At 64.4% G+C, this 22,582-nt stretch carries 21 protein-coding genes and 1 pseudogene; 15 read left to right on the forward strand and 7 right to left on the reverse strand.

Features of this window, described 5'->3' with window-relative positions:
- Window positions 1–189: pseudogene (locus ACKVEX_RS15000) on the reverse strand (2,3-epoxybenzoyl-CoA dihydrolase); the annotation flags it as partial.
- Window positions 190–553: 364 nt separating this feature from the next.
- Between ACKVEX_RS15000 and ACKVEX_RS15005 the strand changes: the two are divergent.
- The 4 genes from ACKVEX_RS15005 (at window position 554) to ACKVEX_RS15020 (ending at window position 3,453) form a co-directional block, all read left to right on the forward strand.
- Window positions 554–2,134 carry a 3,4-dehydroadipyl-CoA semialdehyde dehydrogenase gene (locus tag ACKVEX_RS15005; RefSeq protein ID WP_473216550.1) on the forward strand — a complete coding sequence of 527 codons (1,581 nt, stop codon included), beginning with the start codon at window positions 554–556 and terminating at the stop codon, window positions 2,132–2,134.
- A complete protein-coding gene (locus ACKVEX_RS15010; protein ID WP_473216551.1) occupies window positions 2,103–2,678 on the forward strand; it encodes an AMP-binding protein in 576 nt (191 codons plus the stop codon). The genes ACKVEX_RS15005 and ACKVEX_RS15010 overlap by 32 nt, the downstream gene beginning before the upstream one ends.
- Window positions 2,679–2,763: 85 nt before the next feature.
- Entirely contained in the window at window positions 2,764–3,189 is a 426-nt protein-coding gene (locus tag ACKVEX_RS15015; protein ID WP_473216552.1) for an acyl-CoA thioesterase, read from the forward strand.
- Between the two features lie 96 nt (window positions 3,190–3,285).
- The gene (locus ACKVEX_RS15020; protein ID WP_473216553.1) at window positions 3,286–3,453 is read left to right on the forward strand and encodes a rubredoxin; all 168 of its coding nucleotides are present in this window, start codon (window positions 3,286–3,288) and stop codon (window positions 3,451–3,453) included.
- Window positions 3,454–3,941: 488 nt separating this feature from the next.
- Here the strand turns inward: ACKVEX_RS15020 and ACKVEX_RS15025 are convergent, their stop codons facing one another.
- The 4 genes from ACKVEX_RS15025 to ACKVEX_RS15040 form a co-directional block, all read right to left on the reverse strand.
- Window positions 3,942–4,799, reverse strand: a complete 858-nt coding sequence (locus tag ACKVEX_RS15025; protein ID WP_473216554.1) for an HDOD domain-containing protein — start codon at window positions 4,797–4,799, stop codon at window positions 3,942–3,944.
- A gap of 279 nt (window positions 4,800–5,078) precedes the next feature.
- A complete protein-coding gene (locus tag ACKVEX_RS15030) occupies window positions 5,079–7,985 on the reverse strand; it encodes an HD domain-containing phosphohydrolase (RefSeq protein WP_473216555.1) in 2,907 nt (968 codons plus the stop codon).
- 89 nt (window positions 7,986–8,074) lie between these two features.
- The gene (locus ACKVEX_RS15035; RefSeq protein ID WP_473216556.1) at window positions 8,075–8,770 is read right to left on the reverse strand and encodes a CBS domain-containing protein; all 696 of its coding nucleotides are present in this window, start codon (window positions 8,768–8,770) and stop codon (window positions 8,075–8,077) included.
- A 163-nt stretch (window positions 8,771–8,933) separates the two neighbouring features.
- Complete coding sequence (locus ACKVEX_RS15040; RefSeq protein WP_473216557.1) at window positions 8,934–9,194, reverse strand: hypothetical protein; 261 nt, start codon at window positions 9,192–9,194, stop codon at window positions 8,934–8,936.
- 207 nt (window positions 9,195–9,401) lie between these two features.
- Here ACKVEX_RS15040 and ACKVEX_RS15045 point away from each other — a divergent pair, with 207 nt between their 5' ends.
- Together ACKVEX_RS15045 and ACKVEX_RS15050 are read left to right on the forward strand one after the other, a co-directional pair.
- The gene (locus ACKVEX_RS15045; RefSeq protein ID WP_473216558.1) at window positions 9,402–10,190 is read left to right on the forward strand and encodes a GntR family transcriptional regulator; all 789 of its coding nucleotides are present in this window, start codon (window positions 9,402–9,404) and stop codon (window positions 10,188–10,190) included.
- A complete protein-coding gene (locus tag ACKVEX_RS15050) occupies window positions 10,187–10,951 on the forward strand; it encodes a 2-keto-4-pentenoate hydratase (protein WP_473216559.1) in 765 nt (254 codons plus the stop codon). Before ACKVEX_RS15045 ends, ACKVEX_RS15050 begins: the two co-directional genes overlap by 4 nt.
- A gap of 27 nt (window positions 10,952–10,978) precedes the next feature.
- Here ACKVEX_RS15050 and ACKVEX_RS15055 read toward each other — a convergent pair whose 3' ends face one another.
- Complete coding sequence (locus ACKVEX_RS15055; RefSeq protein WP_473216560.1) at window positions 10,979–12,610, reverse strand: MFS transporter; 1,632 nt, start codon at window positions 12,608–12,610, stop codon at window positions 10,979–10,981.
- A gap of 290 nt (window positions 12,611–12,900) precedes the next feature.
- On the opposite strand from ACKVEX_RS15055, the gene ACKVEX_RS15060 reads away from it, so the two are divergent.
- Entirely contained in the window at window positions 12,901–13,680 is a 780-nt protein-coding gene (locus ACKVEX_RS15060) for an SDR family oxidoreductase (protein WP_473216561.1), read from the forward strand.
- 321 nt (window positions 13,681–14,001) lie between these two features.
- On the opposite strand, the gene gcvA is transcribed toward ACKVEX_RS15060, so the two are convergent.
- Window positions 14,002–14,910, reverse strand: coding sequence for a transcriptional regulator GcvA (gcvA, locus tag ACKVEX_RS15065; protein WP_473216562.1), 909 nt, complete (start codon window positions 14,908–14,910; stop codon window positions 14,002–14,004).
- Between the two features lie 199 nt (window positions 14,911–15,109).
- Between gcvA and ACKVEX_RS15070 the strand changes: the two genes are divergently transcribed.
- The 8 genes from ACKVEX_RS15070 to ACKVEX_RS15105 all read left to right on the forward strand — a co-directional run bounded on the left by ACKVEX_RS15070 (window position 15,110) and on the right by ACKVEX_RS15105 (window position 22,474).
- Window positions 15,110–15,955: a transketolase gene (locus ACKVEX_RS15070; RefSeq protein WP_473216563.1), complete on the forward strand. Its 846-nt coding sequence runs from the start codon at window positions 15,110–15,112 to the stop codon at window positions 15,953–15,955.
- On the forward strand, window positions 15,952–16,953 hold the full coding sequence (locus tag ACKVEX_RS15075) for a transketolase family protein (RefSeq protein WP_473216564.1): 1,002 nt from the start codon (window positions 15,952–15,954) through the stop codon (window positions 16,951–16,953). Before ACKVEX_RS15070 ends, ACKVEX_RS15075 begins: the two co-directional genes overlap by 4 nt.
- Before the next feature lie 18 nt (window positions 16,954–16,971).
- Window positions 16,972–17,736, forward strand: a complete 765-nt coding sequence (locus tag ACKVEX_RS15080; protein ID WP_473216565.1) for an SDR family NAD(P)-dependent oxidoreductase — start codon at window positions 16,972–16,974, stop codon at window positions 17,734–17,736.
- 124 nt (window positions 17,737–17,860) lie between these two features.
- Window positions 17,861–18,832, forward strand: a complete 972-nt coding sequence (locus ACKVEX_RS15085) for a TRAP transporter substrate-binding protein (RefSeq protein WP_473216566.1) — start codon at window positions 17,861–17,863, stop codon at window positions 18,830–18,832.
- A complete protein-coding gene (locus tag ACKVEX_RS15090; RefSeq protein WP_473216567.1) occupies window positions 18,829–19,392 on the forward strand; it encodes a TRAP transporter small permease in 564 nt (187 codons plus the stop codon). The genes ACKVEX_RS15085 and ACKVEX_RS15090 overlap by 4 nt, the downstream gene beginning before the upstream one ends.
- Window positions 19,389–20,648 (forward strand): TRAP transporter large permease, encoded by a 1,260-nt coding sequence (locus ACKVEX_RS15095; RefSeq protein ID WP_473216568.1) that lies wholly within the window; start codon window positions 19,389–19,391, stop codon window positions 20,646–20,648. Before ACKVEX_RS15090 ends, ACKVEX_RS15095 begins: the two co-directional genes overlap by 4 nt.
- Before the next feature lie 52 nt (window positions 20,649–20,700).
- Window positions 20,701–21,594 (forward strand): NAD(P)-dependent oxidoreductase, encoded by an 894-nt coding sequence (locus ACKVEX_RS15100; RefSeq protein WP_473216569.1) that lies wholly within the window; start codon window positions 20,701–20,703, stop codon window positions 21,592–21,594.
- Window position 21,595: 1 nt separating this feature from the next.
- Complete coding sequence (locus tag ACKVEX_RS15105) at window positions 21,596–22,474, forward strand: AEC family transporter (RefSeq protein ID WP_473216570.1); 879 nt, start codon at window positions 21,596–21,598, stop codon at window positions 22,472–22,474.
- The last annotated feature ends 108 nt before the right edge of the window (window positions 22,475–22,582 follow it).

Genomic DNA, 22,582 nt, shown 5'->3' on the forward strand with positions numbered 1-22,582 from the left:
ATCATGCAGTTCGATGTCCACGCCCAGGTCGTAGGAGTTCAACTTGAGCTTGTAGCCCGGCCGGAGGCCCCCGTCCTCATCGATGTTCAGTGTCAGCGTGGCCACCTGCCCCGTGCACGCGAGCGACCAATGACGGTACTGCGACGGGTCGGTACGGTAGTCGACCGGCTGGCTGGATTCGGCATTCACCGCGATTGCTGCGACCTCCTGCTTGTCTGCGACTGCTTCCACCTTCTATCTCCTCTTTATGGGGGGCAACTCAACCTGTTTGTGACTGCATCGAAATTCATGCTTGACCTGAACGATAGTGCAACAAAAAGCATGTGTCAAATGCAAACAAGCAAGTTAGTGCATCTTTAACTAAAAGCTCCGACCTGTGTCTTCGAAGCGAGCGTTAGATCGTGCATATGCCAGCGCACGGTTCGATAAAATGTGGCAATAAAGTGCTTGACGGATAGCTTTCAGCGTGTAGGCTATTGCACATTCGCATGGCAATAACTGCGTTTTAGTGCACGTATAATTGCGTGTCAGATGTAGTGAAGCACGAGGAGACATGATGAAACTCGCAAATCACTTATGCGGACAGTGGTTGGACGGGGCGGGAGAAGGGATCGTCCTGTCCGACCCGGTGACCGGAGAAGAACTTGTACGGGTTTCGTCCGATGGCCTGGACCTCGGCGCCGCGATTGGATTCGCGCGTGAGCAGGGCGGACAAGGGCTTGGGTCGATGAGTTACGAAGCGCGCGCCGGACTGCTCGGACGTATCGCTGACGTCCTTTCCGCGAACCGTGACGCCTATTTCGATATCTCGCTGCGCAACTCGGGTTCTACCGCGGCCGACGCAGGGTTCGACGTCGATGGTGCGATCTTCACGCTGAAGACATACGCCCGCGCGGGCAGGGTACTCGGCAGCGGCCGTCTTCTGACGGAAGGAGTGCGCGTTCCGCTGGCGAAAACCGACGCCTTCCAGGGGCAGCACTTCCTGAAGCCGCTGACCGGCGTCGCGATCTTCATCAACGCTTTCAATTTCCCGGCCTGGGGTCTTTGGGAGAAGGCAGCACCGGCCCTGCTGTCCGGCGTGCCGGTGCTGGTCAAGCCGGCCACGCCCACCGCGTGGCTGACTCAGCGCATGGTGGCCGATGTCGTGGCCGCCGGCATTCTGCCGCCAGGTGCGATCAACATCGTTTGCGGATCGGCGCGCGATCTGCTCGATCATGTCGGTGAGTGCGACGTGGTGTCCTTCACCGGTTCGGCCGATACGGCGGCCCGCATCCGCAATCACCCGGCGGTCGTCGCGCAATCGGTACGCGTCAATATCGAGGCCGACAGCGTGAACAGCGCGATCATCGGTCCCGATGCGGTCCCGGGCAGCGCCGAGTTCGATCTCGCGGTGAAGGAGGTCGTGCGCGAACTGACGATCAAGGCGGGCCAGAAGTGCACCGCGATTCGTCGCATTCTTGTTCCTGCCACGATTGCATCCGCGCTGGCCGACGCGGTGGCGGCCAGGCTGGCGGGCATGTCGGTGGGCAATCCGCGAAGCGAAGGGGTGCGCGTCGGGCCGCTGGTCAGCAAGGCGCAACAGACGGCCGCGTTCGAGGGAATCGCCAGGTTGCGGCAGGATGCAAGGGTTGTGTTCGGCGGCGACGAGCACTTCATGCCGATCGATGCCGATCCGGCGGTCGCCGCCTTCGTACAGCCCACGCTGCTGTTCTGCGACAAGGGGATGGCCGCGCAGCATGTGCATGACGTCGAAGTGTTCGGCCCGGTGGCCACCGTGCTGCCTTATGCGGATACGGCCGACGCGGTCGCGATCGCGCGCCGTGGGCGGGGTTCGCTGGTGGCCTCGGTGTATTCCGGGGATGCCGCGTTCCTCGCCGAACTGGTGCCCGCGATTGCGGATCTGCATGGTCGCGTGATGGTGGTCGATGCGGCGGTCGGCTCTCAGCACACCGGCCATGGCAACGTGATGCCCAGCTGCCTGCACGGCGGCCCCGGCCGCGCCGGTGGCGGCGAGGAACTCGGCGGGCTACGAGCGCTGGCGATGTATCACCGACGCTTCGTGGTGCAGGGCGGTCCCGCCTTGCTCGAGGCGCTGGCGGTCGATGCGGTCGACGCGGCACTGCTCGGCAGCTGACGAATATCGTGACGACCCGCCGCAGCCGGCCCGGTCGTCACATTCTGCACCCCCGAGCCATTCGATGCAGGCACGCAGACCGACAGGGCGGGATGCATTCGACGCGGCGCCCACGCTGGCCGACGACGCCTGTTTCTGGCTGTACTCGTCCGGTTCGACCGGTGCGCCCAAGGGCACCGTCCACATCCATTCCAGCCTGATCCAGACCGTCGAGCTGTATGCCCGTCCGGTACTCGGCTGCAGCGAGTCGGACGTGGTGTTCTCGGCGGCCAAGTCGTTCTTCGCGTATGGGCTGGGCAACGGCCTGACGGTCGGCGCGACTGCGGTGCTGATGGCCGAGCTCGACATGGACGCGGTGTTCGCCGTCGCGGACACGATCAAGGTGATGGTGGACGGAGTGGTGCTGGAATCGGGGCCGCCCGAACAGATCCGCAACAGCCCGGAATCACTCGGCCGTGACATCCCTGACCGATCGATCGATGGTCCTGGTCAAGGGGTCGGTTGTCTTCGACGGCCCGAGCGAGACGGTCAGGAACGACCCTGAGATGATCCGCAAGCATCTCGGGGTCTGATCGGCCGGAACAAGGTGAAGAGGCTTCATGCAAAGCCTGACAAGGAGCGTATCAACGATGATTTTCGAGCGCAGCAAACGTATCCGCTTTTCCCATTGCGACCCTGCCGGGATCGTCTTTTACCCGCGTTACGTGGAACTGTTCAACGAAGTGGTCGAGGACTGGTTCGCGGAGGGTCTCGGTGTGGACTTTCATACGCTGCACGAGGACCATGGTCTGGGCATTCCGGCCGTTCGGCTGGATGTCGAATACCTCGCGCCGTCGCGCTACGGTGATCTGCTGACTTTCCGGCTGCATGTGCAGGAGATCGGCAACGCGTCGCTGCGACTGTCGATCGGCGCTTATGCGGGCGAGCAGTTGCGGGTGCGAGGCCATCTGAAGGTGGTACTCGCGTCGGTGAAGACCCTGCGCCCGGTGCCGATCACCGAGGAATTCTGGCGGCCGAAGTTCGCCGCCTTCCTGAACGAACACGTCGCTTCATGATCGGCCCCTGCGTTCCCACCGGACGCCCCGTTCTACAAGGATTCCGGGGCGACAAGCCCCACAAACCCCAACCCCAGAACCAAACGGAGACAAATCATGGCCCAATACCAGTGCAGTGCCTGCTACTTCCCTTATGACGAGGCCACCGGCCTGCCGGAGGAAGGCATCGCCCCCGGAACCCGATGGGAGGACGTATCCGAGGACTTCGTGTGCCCCGAATGTGGCACGCCAAAATCGAACTGGATGGAATATCACCCGGATTGAGATCCGACGTAATCGGGTGTGACGCCGGTCCGTCCGGTGTCCGCTTCGCCCGGTCACTGTGCCCTTCTCGTCCCGTTTCATCCCACACTGTTGGGAGTCTGATGTGACTGCTCTGGCCACGACAACCAAGTTCGCGGGCATCGGGGCCGGCGCGATGGGTAGCGGTAGCGAGCGTCGCCGCGCGATGACCGGTGGGCCTCTGAACGCGTGACAAGCCTATTGCCCGGGAGGATTGCATCTAGGAGGCTGTCGGACTTGAGCGATCGTCACGAGCCGGGTGGGAAAGCGAGGACAGATCTGGTCGATTTTGAGGCGCATAGTGGTTCTATGCAACGAAAAATCGGGCAGATATGGACCGCTTCTCCCACCGGCGCAGTAGATCAGCCTCAAGTCCGACAGCCTCCTAGGGCTGTGATGACCCCCGCGCGCCTACACGTTCGACGCTTTCGGCAAGCGACCGCGATCAAAGTTTGGGCGCTGCGGTTCCATCAGGCCGCGATCGCAACGTAGTCGTCCTGCAACGCGTCGAAGTGCTCCTCGATCTCGGCCCTCAACGCATGGTACTGATCACCGAGAATGCGCTCGATGGGCCCGTCCTCCAGCCACTCGAACTCCGCCCGGGCGAGCGTATTGGCGGCGTAGATGACGTCGCTCATCGTCCGCGGGGCCTCCATCAGAGGCGGGCGTGGTTGGTCATGCAGTCGCACCGCCTCGATCGCGGCGGCGGGCAGCTTCAGCGATGTCAGCAGCGTCTCGCCTATGCTGTCGTGCCATTGCGCGACCAGGTAGCGAACGGTGTCGGGACGTGCGCGCAGATCGGCATACTGAGCCGCGCGGTAAAGCATGTAGAAAGCACCGAGATCGTGAATCAGCCCGGTCAGCGAGGCCTCGTCGGGATCGACGTCCGACAGTTCACGCGCGATCACCTCGGCCGCGGCCGAGCAGTAAAGTGAGTGTTGCCATAGCGTACGCGACATGTCGTGGAACAGCACCAGTTCCTTGGAGCGCACGAGCTGATTCATCACCACGGTCAGTGCAGTGTTGCGAACCGCGTCGATGCCGAGCCTGTCGATCGCGGTCGTGAGGTCGCGCACCTCCTGCCTCGACCCCTTCGATGCGGCATTCGCGTGATGGATCAGCCGCGCCGAAACCAGCGGTTCGGTGCGAATCAGGCTGACGACGCTGTCGTCGTCGATGGCCTGGTCGCGCAATGCGTTGCGCAGGCGCAGGACGGAATCGAAGTAGGTCGGGAACACGACATCGCCGGAGAGCTCCACCGCGATGTCCTCGAGCATCCGGAATCGCTCCCGCTTCAGCTCTTCGCCCTTCTTGTCGAAACTATTCACGGTCATCATTCGAGTCGAGTGGTTGATCATGTTCACGCCCTCTGGATGTCGCACGGGTCGAATGCAGCGATCGATTCGGCCCGATGCGGCTGTACGACGCATGTCCGAGGAGTCGGATCGCGCCGTCACGCGATTCGCATTCTAGGTGCCGGTCACGACCTGTGTCACGTTCCGATTGCCCAATTCTGTGAAGTTGTGCGCACGGGCGTGTGCTTGACCGGGTGCGGGTGGCCCAGATCCGCCGCTGCGGCCGATGTGCCGAAAGGGGCGGTACCCGTGTTAAAGGTAGCGTCCGATCTCGACTTCGTCGATCTGTTCCGGACGCATGAAGCGCTCGGCGTAATCGCGAAACACGCCCGAGCGCAGGAACAGGTCGAACAGGTCGGGATCGATATGTTCGTCGTTCTTCATCTGCGCCATGATCCGGATCGCGTCCGACAGCGTCTTGCCCTGCTTGTACGGGCGGTCGATCGCGGTCAATGCCTCGAAGATGTCGGCAATCGCCAACATCCGGGCCTGCAGGCTCATCTCGTTCCGGGTCAGACCCCTTGGGTAGCCACTGCCATCCATCTTTTCGTGGTGACCACCGACGATCTCGGGCACCTGCCGCAGATGCTTGGGATAGGGCAGCTGCGACAGCATCACCAGCGTCTGCACGATGTGCTCGTTGATCTTGAAGCGTTCCTCGTCGGACAGCGTGCCGCGGCTCACCGACAGGTTATGCAGTTCGCCACGGTTGTAGAGCAGCTCCGGCACGGCCATCGTGAAACCCCAGCGCTCGTCTTGAGGCAGGCGGTCCTGCGCGCGGCGTTCGAACAGGTGCTCGGGCTTGTCGGCGATCAGGGCTTCGAGCACCGGCAGCGGCTGGGCCGGGCGGCGCGCCTTGCGGGCCTTCTCCTCGTACGAGATGCCGATGCGGTCGTCGAGCGTGCGCAGCCATGTCCGGCCGGCGATCGCGGCGAGCCGCGCCTGCTTGTCCGGCGCCATGAATTCGCCGCCCTCGTTGCAGCCGGCGACGAAGGCATAGTCGTCATTGAGCTGCTTCAGCGTCACATCGCGGTGCGCGCGGGCAGCGGCTTCGTCCTCGCCGCGCGCGATCGCATGGCAGCATTCGATCTCGGCATCGCGTTTGAGTACCTCGAAGCGCATCCGGATCTCGTGGATGCGGTCGTAAATCGTCTCCAGCTTGGTGGCCTTGTCGACGACGTACTCGGGCGTCGTGACCTTGCCGCAGTCGTGCAGCCATGCCGCGACATGCAGCGCCTCCCATCCCTGCTCGTCGAGCTCGAAGTCCTTGCAGGGTCCGCTCCGGTCGGCGCAGGCTGCAACGGCGAGCATGCGGGTCAGCTCCGGCACGCGCGCGCAATGGCCCCCGGTGTAGGCGCTCTTCGCATCGATCGCGCCCGCCACGAGGCGGATGAAGGCCTCGAACAAGTCCTTCTGCGCCCTGATCAGCTCGCGCGTCTCGAGCGAAGTCGCAGACGAGTTCGACAAGGCCTTCACGAACGCCACATGCGCATCGGCGATCGGTTTGCGATGCAGCAGCAGCAGCGCGCCGACCCGTTGCCGGTCGCGATTGAGCAGCGGCACGAACACCGCCTCGTGACAGTCGTTGTCCGACACGATCGTCCCGATTCCGGCAGCGCGGATGTCCGCGTCGCTCAGCCTGTCCACGAGCGGTACGTCCGTGTCGAGCGCACGGCACATCAGCGGCCCCGTCTGACCCTGGGTCAGCGTCTGCAGGCCGGCCATGCCGTCGCGGCCGGTCCGGCTCGTCGCGGCAGCCGGGACCAGCGTGTCGTCGTCGATCAGGTACAGGATGCCGGCTTCGGCGCTGGACGCCGACAGCGTCTCGGTCAGCAGCAGCGACAACAGTCGGTCGAAGTCCGTCTCGGCGGCGACTGCTTCGCTCAGATCCAGGAAGCGCCGGATCGTGCGCTTCATGCCGTCCATCGTGCGCGACAGCTCGCTGACCTCCCTGACCCGCGATTCGACCCGGACGGGCTCCAAGAACTCGAAGCGCTGTATCGCTTCGGCCTCGTGCGACAGTTTGCGCAGCGGACCGGACACCAGGCGGGCGATACCCCAGGTCAGCGGCATCGCCAGCAGCATGATGCCGATGATCGACCAGGCGGTCGTCCTGGCCAGTCCGATCGCGTCCGCGAACAGTTCGCTCTCCGGAATCGCCATGACCAGATAAAGCGGCGGTACCCCGTCGAAGTCGACGGTGCCGACATGCATGCGCCAGTTGTCGTCGTCGGCGCGTGTGAGCGTATCGATGCCGGTGCGCCCGTTCAGTTCGTGCAGCAGCGCCATAGCCTCGACCAGCACCGACGGACCGAAGTCCTGCAACTGCCTCAGTGTTGGTTGCGCAGCGGGTTGATCCGGCACCGACACCAGCCTGTCGATATCCTCATGCGCCAGCACCCAGCCGTCCCGATTGACCAGCGCGATATGCGTTCCCGGGGTGACTTTGCGCCGACTCAGGCTGGTCCCGAGGGTTTCGAGCTGGATGTCGGCGCCGACCACCGCGTTGCCGCTCGCGGCCGGGGTCGCAAGCGTGACGCCGACCTTGCGATCGGAAAAGAAGAGATAGGGCGGGGTCTTGATCGCAGTCGATGCCGTGAGCGCGTCGCGATACCATCCGCGGCTGCGCGGATCGTAACCGGCTGCGTATTCCGGCCGAAGGTCCTCGCGCAGCGTCAGTAACTCCTGATCGAGGAAGACGAAGCGACCGATGGCTGTATCCTCCTGCCGCGCGATCGACTGCACCAGGTAGGCAGAGTCGGGCGGTGCATCGAACCCGCGGCGCTCCGCGTCGTCGCGCAGACGCCGGAACAAGAAGAAATCAGCATCGGCATAGCCGACGTAGATCGACGACAGCGCGGCCGAGTCCCGCAAGGCCTCCCTGAGTAGCGGCAGACGCCGCATTCTCGCGGCAAGTTCGCGTTCGTCGACCAGTGCATCGAACGCGACCATGTTGGTCGCCATCTCGGCCGGTGCGACCAGGTTCGACAGTTCGCTGGCCAGTTCCTGGCCGATGCGCGCGGTCAGATCGTTGGCGGTCGCCTCCAGCATCTGCGCGGCCAGCCGATATCCCAGGGCGCCAATGGTGCCGCCCACCACCAGGATCAGCAGCAGGAACACGGTCGAGATATAAATGTGCAGCGGAAAATTGCGCGTCATTTAGTCAGGCTGCGCACCGATGTCCGGACGGACGGGAAAGGAAACGGGGGCCGCCGCCCCCGTTCGCGTTCATGAATGGACCACCCTGCTCAGTACGCGCGGGTGGCCGGCGGGGCGACGCCGAGATTGTTCACGACTCGCTTGACGCCTTTTACGCTTTCCGCGGCGAGACCGGCTGCCTTCTGCTCGGTCGCGGTTTCGACGAGACCCCACAACTGAACCTCGCCTTCGGCGACCACGACGTTGATGCGCGCCCCCGACAGCCCGGCCTTGCGGGTCAGTTCATGCATCACCTTGTCGCGCAGCGTCTGATCATCGTCCGAGCCGCTGGCGGTGTCGTTCTGATAGGCCACCGCAAAGCCCTGCAGCAGATTGGCCCGGCTCACGATGCCGACGATTTTGCCGTCCCGGACCACGGGCACCCGTTTGATGTGGTGCTTCTCCAGCGTCTGCGCGATCTTGTACAGCGGAAAGTCGTCCGGGATGGTGACAGGATCGCGGCTCATGATGTCCGCTGCCTTGTGTCCGTGCGAGCGGATGTAGTTTTCGGCATCATTGGACCCGGAGAACAGCGCGCTGAGCCACCACGAGTCGCGCTTGTCCGTGTTGTTCTCGACCCGGCGCATCAGGTCGCCCTCGCTGACGATGCCGACCACGCGCCCGTCGGCGGTGACCACCGGGAGCGCGCTGATGCGATGCTGAATCAGCAGTTCGACGATATCGCGCACCTCGGTCTCGGGTGAAACGGTGATGACGTCCCTGGTCATGACATCGGTGGCTTGCATTCGGGTTCTCCTCGTCGTTCGTGTGTGCACGAAACCTGGAATTCAACTCGTGTATCAGGATTCTACTGGCGAGACGTCGGTTGCGCACACGATTCTCGGCCAGCCATCGGCGTGTGGACCCTGTGCGCCTCTCCCGATCCTCTGCCGATCCGGCGGCCTGGTCTCAGCTGCCGAGCTCGATCGCGCCCTCGGCCACGAGCAGCCCGATCTCGGTTTCCGAAAGTCCATGCTGTTCGAGTATCTCCCGGGTGTGCTGACCGAGCATCGGCGCCGGGCTGCGCACGACGCCGGGGGTTTCCTGGAACTTGGAGGAGTAGATCTGCGTGAAGGGATTGTCCTGACCATCCATGCCCCCGGTCTGCACTGCCACGAAGACCTCGGACAAGGCCATCGGCGACGGATTGGCCCCGTAGGTCTGGAACATCTTCACGCGCCACACGCCCTGCGGCCTGCACGCCGCTGCCGGCGAGCGCAATGCCGAACAACTTCATGCCCATCTCCACGCCCGACAAGGTTGCCATCAGGGTCAGGTCATTGCAGTCGCCGAGATGGGCGATGCGGAACATGCGCCCTTGACCTTGCCCAGGCCGGTACCCCGTACCGCCAACCGGTCGGCAGCCCTGTCTCGTCCTTGCCGCGTAGCGCGAGGAATTCGGTCTCGATCCCAAGGCAGGCGCTGCACCAGGAGGTCGCGACGCGATTGCGTCAGCGCATCATCGAGGGCGAACTCGCACCGGGCGCCAAACTCAACGAGCGCGAACTCAGCGAGCGCCTGACGGTGTCGCGCACACCGCTGCGCGAGGCGATCAAGATGCTGACCTCCAACCCCTATGTGGGCGAGCGGCGCGCCGGCACGGTGGGATTCTCGTTGCCCGGCGTCAGCGTGCGCATCGTCGACAAGGACCGCCGGCCCCTGCCGCGGGGAGAGATCGGTCATGTGCAGGTGCGCGGACCGAACGTGTTCCCGGGCTACTGGCGCATGCCGGAGAAGACGCGCGAGGAGTTCACCGACGACGGTTTTTTCCGCACCGGCGACCTCGGCATGATCGATGCACGCGACTACGTCGTGCTGGTCGGCCGATCCAAGGATCTGATCATCACCGGCGGCTACAATGTCTATCCGAAGGAGATCGAGGCCTGCATCGACGACATCGACGGCGTGAAGGAATCGGCGGTGATCGGCCTGCCGCATCCTGACTTCGGCGAGGCGGTGGCGGCGGTGATCGTGACTCAGCCCGGCGCGAGGCTGGACGCGGCGCGCGTGATAGGCAGGCTGAAGGCGGACCTGGCGAACTTCAAGGTGCCCAAACAGGTCTTTTTCGTGGCCGAACTGCCGCGCAACACGATGGGCAAGGTGCAGAAGAATCTGCGGCGCGATGCGTATGCCAATGAAGCCAGGAACGGAGCGAAACCGAATTGAAGACTGAAGACATCGATCTGGCAGCGGGGCTGCTACTGGAAGCCCGCACCAGCGGCCGCTTGCTCGATTCGCTGCCGACCGGTTGCGTGCCGACCGACGTGTCGGGCGCGTACGCGATTCAGGATGCGGTGGCGGAGGGGCTCGGGCCGGTCGGCGGCTGGAAGGTCGGCGCGAAGGGACCGGATCTGGAGCCCACCTGTGCGCCGATGCCCGCATCGCTGATCCGCGCGGCGCCGTGCAGCATCGCACCGCCGCTGGTCGGACGATCCGGCATCGAGGCCGAGATCGCGGTGCGTTTCAAGCTCGACCTGCCGCGCCGCGATACGCCGTATACCCGCGACGAGGTGGTCGCCGCGATCGGCTCGATTCATCCCGCGATCGAGATCGTGACCTACCGCTTCGCGGACGCGGCCGCGCAGCCGCCGCTCGCGGTGGCGGCCGACGCACTCGGCAATGGCGGGTTCGTGTGGGGAGCGGGGCGCACCGATCCGATCCTGATCGATCAGACGCAGCAAGCGGTGACGCTGACCATCGATGGCACTCAGATGGTCGAGCGCGTCGGCGGCAATGTCGCCGGCGATATCTTCCGGCTGCTGACCTGGCTCGCCAACCATGTCGCAGAACGCGCCGGTGGCCTGCGCGCCGGACAGTTCGTGACCACCGGCACCTGCACCGGTCTCATCTACGCCGATGCCGGCAGCGAAGTCAGTGCGGAGTTTCCGGGGCTGGGCAGCGTGTCGGTGACGATTCAGCCGGCCTGATCCGACAGGCGCGATCGCGACCGGACCTTACATCCTGCCACCCCGGCGCCCGCCCGCTTCCGCGACGTAGCGCCGCACGCGCGGCGCCTCGGTGCCGATGTGGAAGGACTGGCGGCGTTCCCTCAAGCCCACGTCCGCGGCGGTGAAGCGCTCGAGGCGGCGCTGGTGCTCTATCCAGTTCTCGTCCAGAAAATACTCGATGTAACGGCCGGGCTGCGCGGCGTCGCGGAACAGCCCCCACGACAAGGCACCCTGGCGCAGCCGCGCACGGCGGGTCTCCTGCATGATGTCGTTGAACTGCGCTTCGCGCGACGGATCGATGATGTATTCCACCGTCACCATGACCGGGCCCTCGTCCGGTGCGATGTCGATCCGGGGGGGCGGGGCGCTGCTCTGGATCCGCGCCGGCGTCATGTCTTCGTCGCCCGCACCGCCCAGGCGGCTGCGCCATGTGAACAGCAGCATGAACAGGCCGAAGGACGCGGCCCCCACGATGCCGGTGACGACCGTCGTCTGTCCCGCGACGTAACCCCACAGCCCCGCACCGGCCGCGCCACCACCCATCAGCGCCATCTGGTAGATCGACATGCCGCGTGCGCGCACCCAGTTCGGCAGCGCCATCTGGGCGGCCACGGTGAGCGAGTTGGCGGTCGCGATCCAGGCCATGCCGGCGACCGCCATCGCGACCACCGCAAGCCACGTGTAGGGCGACAGCACGACCACGACCGATGCGAGCGCATGCAGGAGGGTCCCCAGGCGCACGAAGGCGTCGCGACCGATGCGCTTGCGCAGGTGATTCAGGTTCAGCGCCGCGACGATCGCACCACCACCCATCGCCGCCAGCAGGATCGTGAACGTGACCGGCCCGCCGCCATGGATGTCGCGCGCGATCAGCGGCAGCATCGCGGTCACCGCGGTCGACTGGAAGAAGAACAGGAAGATGCGCACCAGCACCGCGCGCATGCGCGGCGACTGCACCACATGCTGCACGCCGACCCGCATCGCGCCGAAGAAACGTTCGCCTGGCAGCACGCTGGGCCTGGGTTCGGACTTCCAGCGGATGATCAGCATGAAAGCGACGATCGCGAGAATGGCGTTCAGCCCGAAGACATAGGGGCTGCCGGCGGTCGCCAGCAAGGCACCTGCAACCACGGGGCCGATCACGCGCGACATGTTCATCGCGATGCCGTTGAGCGCGAGCGCGGCCGCGAGCTGATCGCGGGGCACGACGTCGGGCACGATCGCGGCGAACACTGGCCAGCGCATGGCCATGCCGATGCCGTTGGCGAAGGTCAGCGCCAGCAGCAGGTTGGCGGTGAGGCCGCCGGTCATCGCGAGGATGCCCAGCACGACCGCGATCATCGCGACATAGAGCTGCGTGAATGCGAAGTAGCGGCGGCGGTCGATGATGTCGGCGAGCGCACCGCTGGGCAGACCGAGCACGAACACCGGCAGCGTGGACGCGGCCTGGACCATCGCCACCATGACCACGCTGTCGGTCAGCGAGGTCATCAGCCAGGCGGCCGCGACCTCGTTCATCCACATCGTCACGTTGGCGGCCAGCCACGCCATCCACAGCATGCGGAAGACCGGTCCGCGCAGAGGCGCGAGGGCGCCGGACTGGGCTGGATCCGCGGTCGCTTCCGGTGAGTTGGACATGGTCGGGTGTCTCCGTGATTCTCGCGCAGCGGACGTCGAATGTCGGGGCGCAGTCGAACGCGCTTAGACAGACGCTAAGTCTATCAGGCGCGCATCCCGCTGACGCATGCCGGGTGAGCCTGCCGCTGCCTGAACCGACGGACGATCGCGCGCCCCCGAGCACCACCCCGGCCGCGAACACTTGACCGTCGATGGCGATCGCAAGCATGCTGCGTCGGCGCCGCACGCCGAAAACGTCGGAACGGGCGCGCCGGTGTTCGTGTCCGATGTCCGACAGGAGAAAACGTGCAATGGATCTGAATATCGCCGGACGCCGCGCCATCGTGTGCGCGGCCTCGAAGGGTCTGGGCAGGGCGTGCGCAGAGGCGCTCGCGGCCGAAGGGGTGGATCTGGTCATCAATGCGCGGAGTGAAGCCGCATTGCAGCGAACCGCGGTCGAGCTTCGCGAACGCCATGGGGTGCAGGTCATCGCGGTGGCGGCCGACATCACGACGCGGGCCGGGCGTGAAGCGGTGCTGGCCGAATGCCCGGACCCCGACATCCTGGTCAATAACGCGGGCGGTCCGCCGCCGGGTGACTTTCGCGACTGGGACGAGGACGCCTGGCACGCCGCGCTGCAGAACAACATGGTCGCGCCGATCCAGATGATCCGCGCGGTGATCGACGGGATGATCGCGCGCCGTTTCGGCCGGATCGTCAATATCACGTCGGGCGCGGTCAAGAGCCCGATCCCGGCGCTGGGGCTGTCCAACGGCGCGCGCACCGGGCTTACCGGCTTCGTGGCCGGGCTGGCGCGTCAGGTCGCGCAGCACAACGTCACGATCAACAACCTGCTGCCCGGTCCGTTCGAAACCGATCGGCTCAACGCGACGCTCGAGGGGGCGGCGAAGGCGTCCGGCAAGTCCTTCGACGAAGTGCGCACGGCCCGCATCGCGGACAATCCGAGCCGCCGCTTCGGCGATCCTGCCGAGTTCGGCGCGGCCTGCGCGTTCATCTGCAGTGCGCAGGCCGGCTACATCGTCGGGCAGAACGTGCTGCTCGACGGCGGGGCGTTTCCGGGTACCTTGTGATGAAGCGTGTTCACCGCGTCACCGCGGTCGACATCACCGAGCAGTGAGGGCAGGGTCACGAGTCGGTTTGCGCACCGGTCAGGATGACGTCGTCGGTCGAATCGAATCTAGGTACCTGGTCTTCCGAACGCCAGGCCTTCCGAGCTCCCGGTGCACACCGTGCGTGCGACGACGTAGGTGACGCCCGGCCCCGGGGGTGATGGCGAGCAGAACGGCGGTAATCGAGAAAGCTCGTAGCGACATGATGTTGTTGGCGCATCTCGTTGGTGAGAACAGGCGTCAGTTTCGTCGTCGCTGTATCGCGGTGCGGAGGTACGCGCATCAGTACGAGCCGTTTTTCTCGAGCTGATCGAACAGCCAGTCCTGAAAACTGCGGACCTTGGGCAGATCGGCGCGAGACTTGAGCAGGTTGACGGTGTAGCCCAGGATCTTCGGGCCTTCCAGGCCAAGCGGGGCGACGAGGCGACCAGTCTCCAGTTCGCGCTGCACCAGAAGCAGGCTCTCCAGGCACACTCCCAGGCCATCCACGGCAGCGCTGATCGCCATGAACGAACGATCGAAACGCGGTCCGCGCGAGATGTCCAGCGGGACCTTTCGATGAAGCCGCATCCAGTCGCGCCAGCTGACCAAGCAGACCTCGCTGTGGATCAGCGTGTGGTGGCGAAGATCCTCCGGCGTGCGAATCGGGTTCGGACCATTTGCGATCGACGGGGCGCACAAGGGCACGATGGTCTCGGAGGGGAAGGGCAGCACCATCGTGCCGGCAGGTTGCAGCCGCCGGGAGCTGCCATAGCGGATATCGATATCGACCCCGTGCATCAGCAGGTCTGCCGGAGGCGGATACGAGGCGTTCAGCCGCACATCTATGTCCGGATGCATCGCGCTGAAGCGTGCCAGCCTGGGCATCAGCCACTGCGTTGCAAAACTCGGGGTCGAGTGCACGGTGAGAATGTCGCTTTTGGCCGTTCGTCCCAGTTCTCGAGTTGCCATTTCGATTCTCGAGAAGGCGGCCGAGATCTCCTCTGCGTAAACCCGTCCCGCATCGGTCAGCACCACCGCGCGATGCAACCGATGGAACAACTTCACCCCGAATTGCTCCTCGAGAAACTTGACCTGGTGACTGACCGCCGACGGCGTGACGAACAGTTCCTCTGCTGCAAGTGCGAAGGAGGACAAGCGTGCTGCGGCCTCGAACGCCTGCACTGCCTTGAGCGAAATCCGATGCTGCATTGCAATACTCACATGAATTCAATTCATTTATGTGGTCATTAATATTCGTTTGAGCGCAAGAAATCAAGGGGATAAGCTTTCATCCACTCGCCGGCTGTTCTTACGAGCTTGCGGCGGCCGAGGAAAAACCGCTCGAAAAAGAGAGCAACGAAGCTGACCCGGGCTTGTTTCGAAGTCGGGTCCAACCAAGGAGAACTGCGTGGAGAAAAGCGTAACCGACGTCCGCGCCGAGCTTGCAGAGCGCGCCTACCGCATCAGGCGGAACGCGCTGCTTATGGGCGAGGTGCAGGGTCAGGGCTACATCGGACAAGCCCTCGACATTGCCGACGTGTTGGCTGTGTCCTATTTCGGTGCGATGAACTATCGCCCCGAAGATCCGGAATGGGAAGGGCGTGACCGCTTCCTGCTGTCGAATGGCCACTATGCGATTGCGCTGTATGCGGCGCTGATCGAGGCCGGCATCGTCCCTCAGGGAGAACTCGAAACCTACGGCAGCGACGACAGCCGTCTGCCGATGTCGGGCATGGCGAGCTACACGCCGGGGATGGAGATGTCCGGCGGTTCGCTCGGCCAGGGCCTGACCATCGCAGTTGGGCGCGGTCTCGGCCTCAAGCGCAAGGGCTCGAAGGCGTTCGTATACACCCTGTTCTCGGATGGCGAACTCGACGAGGGCGCGATCTGGGAAGGCCTGATGTCGGCCGCGCATTGGAAGCTGGACAACCTGATCGCGATCGTCGACGTGAACAACCAGCAGGCCGACGGTCCCTCGAGCAAGATCATGGCCTTCGAGCCGCTGACCGAGAAGATGCAGGCCTTCGGCTGGTTCACGCAGCGCATCGACGGCAACGATCTCGATGCGGTGATCGCGGCCTTCGACGCGGCGCGCAATCATCCCGGCGAGCAGCCGCGCATGATCATCGCCGATACCCGCATGGGCTGCGGTGTGCCCTTCCTCGAAGCCCGCGAAAAGAACCACTTCATCCGTGTCGATGCACACGAATGGCAACTCGCCCTCGAGGCACTGGAAGCCGGGAGGCAAGCATGAACTCGACTGTGACGACCAAACCCAAACTGAAGACCTCGGCCATGATCGCCTCGATCGCCGGCGAGGGCCAGCGCACCACGGCGGCGCCGTTCGGTCACGCGCTAGTGAAACTGGCTGCGGAACGCTCCGACGTCGTCGGTATGACCGCGGACCTCGCCAAGTACACCGACCTTCACATCTTCGCCCAGGCCTATCCGGAGCGCTTCTACCAGATGGGCATGGCCGAGCAATTGCTGATGGGGGCCGCAGCCGGCATGGCGCACGAGGGTGCGATGCCGTTCGTGACGACCTATGCGGTGTTCGCGACCCGCCGTGCCTACGACTTCATGCATCAGACGATCGCCGAAGACAATCTGAACGTGAAGATCGCCTGCGCATTGCCCGGGCTGACGACCGGCTACGGCCCCAGCCACCAGGCGGCCGAGGATCTGGCACTGATGCGCGCGATGCCGGGCATGACCGTGATCGACCCGTGCGACGCGCTCGACATCGAGCAGATGGTGCCTGCCGTGGCCGCGCACAAGGGGCCGGTCTATATGCGCCTGCTTCGCGGCAGCGTCCCGCTGGTGCTGGACGAGTACGACTACAGGTTCGAACTCGGAAAGGCCAAGCTCATCCGCGACGGCCGGGACGTGCTGGTGATCTCGTCCGGGATCATGACCATGCGCGCGCTGGAGGTGGCCAAGGAACTCGAAGCGGATCGCGTGGATGTGGCGGTGCTGCATGTGCCGACGATCAAGCCGCTCGACACCTCGACGATTCTGCGCGAGGCGGGTCGGTCTGGACGTCTGGTCGTCGTGGCCGAGAACCACACCACGATAGGCGGCCTGGGCGAAGCGGTCGGCACCGAACTCCTTCGTGCGGGCGTGACGCCGCAGTTCCGCCAGATCGCATTGCCCGACGCCTTCCTCGATGCGGGCGCACTGCCGACCCTGCACGATCGCTACGGCATTTCCACCAAGGTCATGGCCTCGACCATCAAGAGCTGGCTCGGCTGACTTCACAGGAGCAATCAGATGAACAATTCTCTACTTCTCGAAGGCAAGGTGGCGCTGATCTCCGGGGCCGCCTCGGCGCGCGGCATCGGGCTGGCCACCGCAAGACTGTTCGCCCGCCACGGGGCCACGGTCGTCATCCTGGATCTGGACGAAAAGGCGGCCGCCGAGGCGGCCGCCGAGATCGGACCGGCGCATCGCGGCTATGCCTGCAATGTGGTCGATCGCGATGCCTGCCGCGCCGCCGCGGAGCGCGCAATCGCAGAATTCGGCCGCATCGACGTGCTGATCAACAATGCCGGCATCACCCAGCCGGTCAAGACACTGGAGATCGATCCCGCAAGCTGGGACCGCATTCTGGACGTCAATCTGCGCGGCGTGCTCTACCTGTCGCAGGCGGTCATTCCGCAGATGAAGAAGCAGGGTGGGGGGGCTGTGGCCTGCATGTCGTCGGTGTCGGCCCAACGAGGCGGGGGCATCCTCGGCGGACCTCATTACTCTGCAGCCAAAGCCGGCGTGCTGGGTCTGGCCAAGGCCATGGCCCGCGAGTTCGGCCCGGACAACATCCGGTTCAACTGTGTGACACCGGGGCTCATTCAGACCGACATCAGCTCCGGCAAGCTCAGCGACGCGCAGAAGACCGAGATCGCCGCAGGCATTCCGCTCAACCGCCTGGGCAATGCCGAGGAGGTCGCCGGCGCCTATCTGTTCCTCGCGTCGGACCTGTCGTCGTACATCACCGGGGCGGTCATCGACGTGAATGGCGGCATGCTCATCCACGGCTGATCGTTCGACCCCACCACGGTTTCACCACAAGCGGCCTCTGGTCCGCTCATACACGTGGCGTAAGTGAAGCCGGAGCGGCTTCGCTCGCCTCATGACCCGCCAAACGAAACGGAAGGAGATACTCATGAAAAAGACACTCATCGCCATCGCAGCCACACTCGCCTTCAGCACGTCCGCCAGCTGGGCGCAGCAGGTGCTGCGTCTTTCGCACAACGCCGCGCCCGGCAACCCCAAGGCGGAGGCATCGCTGAAATTCGCCGAACTGGTCGAGCAGAAGAGCGGCGGTCGGATCAAGGTCGATGTCGGCGGTAGCGCGCAGTACGGTGACGACGTCGAGTCGCTGACCAACATGCGGCTCGGAACGCTGGCCTTCAGCGCCAATTCGCAGGGTGCGACCTCGAACGTGGTACCCGAGATCGCGGTGATCGGCCTGCCCTTTCTGTTCCGCGACCTGAACCATGCCTATGGCGTCGTCGACGGCGTGGTCGGCGAGAAGATCGACGAGGCTGCGCAGACCAAGGGTCTGGTGGTGTTGTCGCTGTGGGACAACGGCATCCGCCATACCAGCAACAGCCGGCGGCCGATCACGCAACCTGAAGACCTGGCCGGCATCAAGGTGCGCACACCGCCCGATCCGATGACGCTGGAGATCTTCACGGCCCTTGGCGCCAACCCGGGCCCCCTGGCCTTCTCCGAGCTCTACATCGCACTGCAGCAGGGCGTGTTCGACGGCCAGGAGAACCCGCTGATGAACATCTATTCGTCCAAGCTGTACGAGGTTCAGAAGTACATCTCGCTGACCGGACACAAGTATGAGACCACGCCGCTGATTGCCAGCAAGCGGATCTGGGATCAACTGTCCAAGGACGACCAGCAGGCTATCCTGGAAGCAGCCGTCGAAGCCGGTGCGATGAATCGCCAGATGTCCCTGGCCTCTGATGTCGAACTGCGTGAGAAGCTCACCGCAGCCGGTGTCGAGATCAATGAGGTGGACCAGACCGCCTTCATCGAGAAGACCAAGCCGGTCTACGAGAAGTGGGGCAAGCAGTTCCCGTCGCTGGTCGAACTGATCGTCTCCGAGGCCAGCAAGCAATGAGCGGCGCCCACTCCCACAGTGCAGTCGGTGCGAAAAGCGCGGCCGCGTCGGTGGTGAAGTGGGTGGATGGCGTGATCGTGGCGGCCAGCGTGGTGCTTTCGATCACGGCCATCAGTGTGATGTTCGTCGCGCTGATGGCCGATGTCGTTGTCCGCTACTTGACCAATCAAGGCATGGGATGGCCGACCGAGATGCCCAACATCCTGTTTCCGTGGCTGGTGATGAGCGGCGTGGTCCTGGCCGCGCAGCGTGGCCAACACGTCGCCGTGAAGGCCCTGACCGGCTGGCTGGGCAAGCAGGCCAACCGCTTGCTTGCGCTGGCTCACCAGGTGCTGCTCGTCGCCGCCTTCTTCTACCTGGCCTGGGTGGGGCTCGAGGTGCTCGAGATCACCGGCACCGAGGTGTATCCAGTCACCGGCATCACCGCGCACTGGGCCTATCTCTCCATGATCGTGGGCTTCGTGGGTATCGGCATCACCGCGATGACGACCTTCGTTCGCCTGTTGCTCGCCGAAGACCCGCTCGCCGTGCGTGTTCATCACGCCGAGGAGGATGTATGACGCTCGTAATGCTTCTTGTGTTCGGCGCGCTGCTCGTACTGGCACTGCCGGTCGGTTACGCGCTGGTGATCAGTTCGGGGCTCGCGGCCATCACCGTGGGTGACATGCCCAGTGTGCTCGCGGTGGTGAAGATCTTCCAGCCCACGCAAAGCTTCCCCTTGCTCGCGATCCCGTTCTTCATGCTGTCGGGAAGCCTGATGATGGGCGGCACGCTGGGCAAGCGTCTGATCAACTTCGCGACGCTGTTGGTCGGCCGCTTTCGGGGCGGTCTGGGGCAAGTCACCGTGGTCGGCTCCACCGTGTTCGGCGGGGTGTCCGGCTCGGCGGTGGCCGAGGCGTCGGCACTTGGCTCGATGCTGATCCCTTGGCAGAAGCGTGAAGGCTACCCCGGCGGCTTCGCCGCGGCCGTGACGGCCTCGTCGTCGGTAATCGCCGGCCTGATCCCGCCGTCGATTCCGTTGATCCTGTTCGCGGCGGTGTCGAACCAGTCGATCGCGTCGCTGTTTCTCGCCGGTATCGTGCCGGGACTGTTGCTGGCCAGCGGTTTCATGTTCGTCTGCTATCTGTCGGGGCGACTGAGAGGCTTCAAACAACTGCTCGACAAGGTCACGCCGCGTGACGTATTGCGTGCCACCGTGGCTGCGGCGCCCGCGCTCGCGATGCCGGCGTTCATCGTCGTCCTGTTGCGTGCCGGCATCGCGACGCCCACCGAAGTCAGCGTGATGGCGGTCGCCTATGGACTCGTCGTCAGCGCGCTGGTCTATCGCGACCTGACCCTCACACGACTCTACGGTGCACTGGTGCACACCGCGGTCACGACCGGTGTGGTGATGCTGGTGATCGCCGCGTCGAACCTGGTCGGTTACGTCCTGACCGTCGAAGCCGTGCCGCGCTTCGTTGCGGAATGGGCACTGGACACGCTGGGGTCGCCGTGGAAGATCATCCTGATGCTCAACATCATCATGGTGTGTGTCGGCATGTTCCTGGACCTGCCGGCCGCGATCCTGCTGCTCGGTCCGACCTTCGTCGCGATCGGCAACGCGATCGGTCTGGACCTGATCCAGTTGGGAATCATGATGGCGGTGAATCTGAGCATCGGATTGTTCACGCCACCGGTCGGTACCACCCTGTTCATCTCGGCTGCGATCGCGCGTGAGCCGGTCGGCGCAGTGGTCAAGGAATTGTGGCCGTTCTACCTGGTGGCGATTACGGTGCTCGGGCTGATCTCGTTTGTGCCGGCGTTCACGTTCTATTGATCAATGAAATCGATCGGGCACCGCACAGGTGCCCTGGAAAGGAAGTGCATTCATGAAAACAATCGCATTCGCAGGACTCGGGGCCATGGGCCTGCCGATGGCCAGAAACCTCCTGGCCAAGGGATTCACCGTTCGCGGCATCGATGTGAATCCGGACGCGCTGGCGAAGCTGCAGGCTGCGGGCGGGGAAAGGGCCGATTCGTCGACCGCAGCGGTGGCCGGTGCCGACGTCTTGATGCTGATGGTGGTCAACGCGGACCAGGCCGAGCAGATCCTGTTCGGCAGCGGACTGCTGGCGGCCTTGCCCGAGGGGGCGACAGTCTGCCTGATGGCGACCTGCCCGCCGGGTGCAGTCCAGAAGGTCGCGAGACATGTGACCGCCACCGGTCGTCGCTTCGTCGATGCACCGGTGTCCGGCGGCGTGGCGGGTGCCACGGCGGGTTCCTTGACCATCATGGCGGCCTGCGAGCAGACGAGCTTCGACGCGATGCGCCCGGTGTTCGAAGCTGTAGGACAGCGGATCTACCATGTGGGTGAGCAGCCCGGACAGGGCGCTACGGTCAAGACCGTGAACCAGCTGCTGTGTGGCGTACACATCGCGGTCGTCGCGGAAGCCTTCGCGCTGGCGGCCAAGGTCGGTGTCGACCTGAACGTGTTGCTCGAAATCATGAGTGGCTCGGCGGCCTCGAGCTGGATGCTGAAGGACCGTGGGCCACGCATGCTTCAGTCCGATCCCGAAGTCACCAGCGCGGTGGATATCTTCGTGAAGGATCTCGGCATCGTGCTGGAGGCTGGTCGCGAGGTGCAGGCGGCGACCCCGATCGCGGCGCTCGCGCATCAGCTCTTCATGGCCACCTCCGGTCGGGGAGACGGACGAGCGGACGACAGCCAGGTGATTCGCAGCTACTACGCATTGAACGGCACGAATCCGGACGCGCCAGTCTGACATGTTCGTCCAGATCGCGAGCATCGTCTTTCCGGTCTTCACCGTCATCGTCGTCGGTTATCTGTACGGGCGCTGGCACCGCCCGGAGATGATCGCGACCAATCGCATGAACATGGACGTGTTCGTGCCGGCGCTGGTCTTCACCGCGCTGGCCGGTCGCGCGATCGCATTCGACGATCTGCAGATGATCGCGCTGGGCGGTTTGGTCATCGTACTCGGTTCCGGCTTGCTGGGCTGGCCGATCGCGCGGTGGCTCGGCTACGCACCGAAGACGCTGCTGCCGCCGATGATGTTCAAGAACGCCGGCAACATGGGCTTGCCGCTGCTGTTGTTCGCGTTCGGCGAGCAGGTTCTGCCGGCCGCGGTCATTCTGTTCCTGGTCGAGAACATCCTGCATTTCGTCATTGCGGCCTACTGGTTGGGCCACAACCCGCAGCTCTGGCGCATCTTCCGTGAACCCGTGGTCATCGCGGGCCTGGCCGGGCTGGCCGTCAGCATCTCTGGCGTCGGGCTATGGCCGCCGTTGCTGTCCGCGATGACGATCATCGCCAACGTGTCGACTGGCCTGATGCTGTTCTCGCTGGGCGTGCGCCTGAACACCGCGCCGTTTGCCGAGTGGCGAATCGGCCTGGTCGGTGCTATCGTCACGCCACTGACCGGCATGCTGATCGCGTACGGTTTCTGTCTGGCGTTCGATCTGTCGTCCCGTGAGACGGACATCCTGGTGTTGTTCGGCGCCTTGCCGCCGGCCGTGCTGAACTTCATGTTCGCCGAGCGCTACGGACAGGAGCCGGCCAAGGTGGCGTCCATCGTCATCATCGGCAATCTGGTCGCCTTCTTCTCGATCTCGATTGCGCTGGCCTTGCGGTTGTCGGGTTGAGAGACAGCACGCCATTCCCGGGGCCTTCGGCAATGGTCAGGCTGGGACCGTTGCGCTCCCCGCACGATCGAACACGGTGGCGCTCCATCGGTACAGGTCCGGTCTGCC

Source organism: Denitraticella aggregata, assembly GCF_048158365.1.
In the GTDB taxonomy this organism is placed as follows: Bacteria; Pseudomonadota; Gammaproteobacteria; order Burkholderiales; family Rhodocyclaceae; genus Azoarcus_F.